This is a genomic window from Hydrogenophaga palleronii NBRC 102513, assembly GCF_001571225.1.
Taxonomy (GTDB): Bacteria; Pseudomonadota; Gammaproteobacteria; order Burkholderiales; family Burkholderiaceae_C; genus Hydrogenophaga; species Hydrogenophaga palleronii.
Genome location: NZ_BCTJ01000083.1, coordinates 1 through 4,363 on the forward strand (window position 1 = coordinate 1; position 4,363 = coordinate 4,363).

Here is a 4,363-nt window from a genome sequence, read left to right on the forward strand (position 1 = left end):
CAGGGGGGAGGCCGATCTAGTCAAACACGATTTCCGCCCGCTGCTCATGCGCCTGCGCCATCCAGCTCGCCAGGGCCGCGTCGGAGGGGAAGAACAAGGCGCGGTCGTCCAGTTGCAACTCGCACTGCGCACCTTCGCGCAACAGGGCCAGGCGCACCGGCAGCCCGCGCACCAGCTCACCCTGCTCGGTGATCTCGCGCTTGGGCGGAAACTCGCGCACCAGTTGCGCCACCGACGGGGCGTGGCCGTTGACCGCCACACGCAGGTACTTGCCGAAGCGGCAGCGCGCGGCGGCCAGGTCCCAGACCTGCTGGATCTTCAGGCGCACGCCGCCTGAGAAGCGGTCCGGCTGCGCCACCGCCTGCACGACGATGAGTTCGTCGTCCTTGAGCAGGTTGCGGTGCAGGTTGATCAGGTTTTCGTCGGCGCTGGTTTCGAACACGCCGGTCTTGTCGTCGAGCTTGAAGAGCGCCAGCTTGCCGCGCTGGCCGTTGATGACACGGAAGTCGGTCACGATGCCGGCGAGGACCACCGGGTCGCGGCTCTCCACCACGTCGCCCAGCGGCGTGCGTGCGAAGCGGCGCACCTCACGCTCGACTTCGTCGAACAGGTGGCCGGAGAAGTAGAAGCCCATCGCGGTCTTCTCCAGCGTGAGGCGCTCCTTCACGCCCCACGGCGTCGTGGCCACCAGGTCGGGTTCCTGCGTGCTGGAGCCGTGGTCGTCGTCGCCCATCATGTCGAACAGCCCGCCCTGGTTCGCATTCGCCAGGCTGGCGGCGGCGAACTCGAAGGCGCGGTCCACCGAGGCCAGCAGTTCGGCGCGGTTCAGGTGCAGCGAATCAAAAGCGCCGGCTTTGATCAGGGCTTCCACCGTGCGCTTGTTCAGGCGCGTGCGGTCGACGCGGATGCAGAAATCGAACAGGCTCTTGAAAGGCCCGGTGTCGCCACCGCGTGGCCCTTCGCCACGGCCTTCGCGCGCGGCCACGATGGCTTCGATCGCCAGCTGGCCAGTGCCCTTGATGGCGCCCAGCCCGTAGCGGATCGATTTGTTGGTGATCGGCTCGAAGCGGTGGAAGCCACGGTTCACATCAGGCGCTTCAAAGGCGATGCCCATCTTCAGCGCGTCTTCGTACAACACCTTGAGCTTGTCGGTGTCGTCCATTTCCACCGTCATGTTGGCGCAGAAGAACTCGGCGGTGTAGTGCACCTTGAGCCAGCCGGTGTGGTACGCCAGCAGCGAGTAGGCGGCGGCGTGCGACTTGTTGAAGCCGTAGCCCGCGAACTTCTCCATCAAGTCGAAGACTTCGTCGGCCTTCTCCTGCGTGATGCCGTGTGTGGCGAGCGCACCGGCACGGAACTTCTCGCGGTGCTCGGCCATTTCCTCGGCCTTCTTCTTGCCCATCGCGCGGCGCAGCATGTCGGCGCCACCGAGCGAATAACCGCCCAGGATCTGCGCGGTCTGCATCACCTGTTCCTGGTAGACCATGATGCCGTAGGTCTCGGACAACATCTCGGCCACCGCCGGGTGCGGGTACTCGATGGTTTCCTTGCCGTGCTTGCGGTTCACGAAGCTGGGGATCAGGTCCATCGGGCCCGGCCGGTACAGCGCGTTGAGGGCAATCAGGTCTTCCAGGCGCGACGGCTTGGCGTCTTTCAGCATGCCCTGCATGCCGCGGCTTTCAAACTGGAACACGGCTTCGGTCTGGCCGCGTGAGAACAGCTGGTACACGCGCTGGTCGTCCAGTGGAACGTCTTCGAAGCGGAAGTTCTCCTGCCCCGGGTGGCGCTTGATGATGAACTCGCGCGCGATCTCCAGGATGGTCAGCGTGGCGAGGCCCAAGAAGTCAAACTTCACCAGGCCGATGGCCTCCACGTCGTCCTTGTCGTACTGGCTCACGGCCGAATCGCTGCCGGGCTGGGCGTAGAGCGGGCAGAAGTCGGTCAGCTTGCCGGGCGCGATCAACACGCCGCCGGCGTGCATGCCGATGTTGCGGGTCATGCCTTCGAGCTTTTGCGCCAGCTCGATCAGGGTCTTGACGTCGTCTTCCTTCTGGATGCGCTCGGCCAGCACCGGCTCCATCTCGATGGCGTAGTTGTTCTTGTCGCCCTCTTTCTTCGGCACCGGCGGGTACTGCAGCGTGACCGACATGCCGGGCTTGTTCGGAATGAGCTTGGAGATGCCGTCGCAGAAGCCGTAGGAAAAATCGAGCACGCGCCCCACGTCCCGGATGGCCGCGCGCGCGGCCAGCGTACCGAAGGTGGCGATCTGGCTCACGGCCTCCTTGCCGTACTTGTCCTTCACGTAGTCGATCACGCGGTCGCGGTTGCCCTGGCAGAAGTCGATGTCGAAGTCGGGCATGGACACCCGCTCCGGGTTCAGGAACCGCTCGAACAGCAGGTTGTATTGCAACGGGTCAAGGTCGGTGATCTTCAGCGCATAGGCCACCAGCGAGCCGGCACCCGAGCCACGGCCCGGGCCCACCGGGCAGCTGTTGTTCTTGGCCCAGTTGATGAAGTCACCCACGATCAGGAAGTAGCCCGGGAACCCCATGTTCAGGATGGTGTTGATCTCGAACTCCAGCCGCGCCACGTAGCGCGGGCGCTCGGCGTCGCGTTTCGCGGGGTCCGGGTACAGGTGCGCCAGGCGTTCTTCCAGGCCCTCGAACGAGGACTGGCGGAAGAAGTCCGACATCGGCATCGGCACACCGTCGATCAGGGGCGTGGGGAAGTTGGGCAGTTGCGGCTTGCCCAGCACCAGCGTGAGGTTGCAGCGTTTGGCGATCTCGACCGAGTTCGCCAGCGCCGACGGCAGGTCGGCAAACAGCGCCTGCATCTGCTCGCTGCTCTTGAAGTACTGCTCGCGCGTGAAGCGGCGCACACGCCGGTTGTTGCCCAGGATCTCGCCCTCGGCAATGCACACACGCGCTTCGTGCGCCTCGTAGTCGTCGGGTTCGAGGAACTGCACCGGGTGCGTGGCCACCACCGGCAGGTGCAGGCGCGCCGCCAGTTGCACGGCCTGCGCCACATGACGCTCGTCGTCGGCGCGGCCGGCGCGCTGCAGCTCGATGTAGAAGCGGTGCGTGAAGATGCTGGAGAGCTGCAAGGCCACGTCGGCGGCGCGCTGGGCGTCGCCCTGCACCAGGGCCTGGCCGACCGGGCCGGCCTGCGCGCCCGAGAGCAGGATCAGGCCGCCGTTGAGTTCCTGCAGCCATTCGCGCTGCACCAGCGCCTGGCCACGGCCGTCGTTGCGTGTCCAGGCGCGCGCCAGCAGCTCGCTCAGGTTCAGGTAGCCCTGTTTGTCCTGCACCAGCAGCAAGGCACGCGGTGCCGCTGGCTGGTGGCTGCCGGGCATGGCGCCGGGGGTTTCTTCGCTGAAGCCATGCAGCATCACCTCGGCGCCGATGATGGGTTTGACGCCCTTGCCGCGCGCCTCCCGGTAGAACTTGACGGCGCCGAACAGGTTGCTCAGGTCGGTGATGGCCAGCGCGGGCTGGCGGTCGGCGGCAGCGGCGGCCACCACGTCGTCGATGCGGTTGGTGCCGTCGACGACGGAGAATTCGGTGTGCAGGCGCAGATGGGTGAACATCCGGCCATTTTAGAAGGCGGGGGAGTGCCCGGACGCTCAGCCGGGTGGTGGCATTTCGTCCTTGAGGATGCTCAGCACCTCGGAGCGGAATTCGCGCATGTAGAGAATGGCCACCACCGCCAGCGTGGCCACCACCATCGCCACTGGCGAGACGAACCAGGCCAGGGCCGCGAAAGAAAAATAGTAGGCGCGCAGGCCGTCGTTGAAGGTGTCGGCCGCCGCGCCCACCATGGCCGCGGCACGCTCGGCAAAAGCGCGCCGGTCGTGTTTGCCGGACTCGAAGTCTTCGGCCGGCGGCATCGCGCCGATCACCAGCGCGACAAAGGTGTACTGGCGCATGCACCAGGAGAAACGAAAAAAGGCGTAGACGAAGATCGCCACCATCACCAGGATCTTGAACTCGAAGACCACCAGCGTGGTGGTCTGCGCAAACGGGATTTCGCTCATCAGCTCGGTGGCCTTGTCGGTGGTGCCGAGCAAGGCAAACAAGCCGCCGATGATCAGGATCGAGGTCGACGAGAAGAAGGCAGGGGTGTGTGACAAGGCCTGGGTGATGATGCCGTCGAGCATGCGCGGATCGCGCGCCGTGGCCTGCATCATCCAGTAGCCGCGGTAGCGGTTGGTGGTGCCCAGCAGCGAGCCCATCTTGGGCCCCCAGACACGGGCGAACCAGGCGTAGCCGACCCACAACGCAAAAAAGCAGACCAGCGCCAGCCAGTCGGCCCAGGGAATGATGCTGAGAAATTTCATGGGGTGGATATTAAGGCCACCCCCCTG

The 4,363-nt window shown here is 65.5% G+C and carries 2 protein-coding genes; both read right to left on the minus strand.

The window, feature by feature from the left end:
- Positions 1-16 precede the first annotated feature (16 nt).
- Entirely contained in the window at positions 17-3,586 is a 3,570-nt protein-coding gene (dnaE, locus tag HPA01S_RS22285) for a DNA polymerase III subunit alpha (protein WP_066273684.1), read from the minus strand.
- 36 nt (positions 3,587-3,622) lie between these two features.
- Complete coding sequence (locus HPA01S_RS22290) at positions 3,623-4,336, minus strand: DUF599 domain-containing protein (RefSeq protein WP_066273685.1); 714 nt, start codon at positions 4,334-4,336, stop codon at positions 3,623-3,625.
- Between the last annotated feature and the right edge of the window lie 27 nt (positions 4,337-4,363).

Excerpts from the sequence above, each read along its gene's own strand:
- HPA01S_RS22290 (WP_066273685.1), bottom strand. The coding sequence starts at position 4,336 with ATGAAATTTCTCAGCATCATTCCCTGGGCCGACTGGCTGGCGCTGGTC.
- dnaE (WP_066273684.1), bottom strand. The coding sequence starts at position 3,586 with ATGTTCACCCATCTGCGCCTGCACACCGAATTCTCCGTCGTCGACGGC.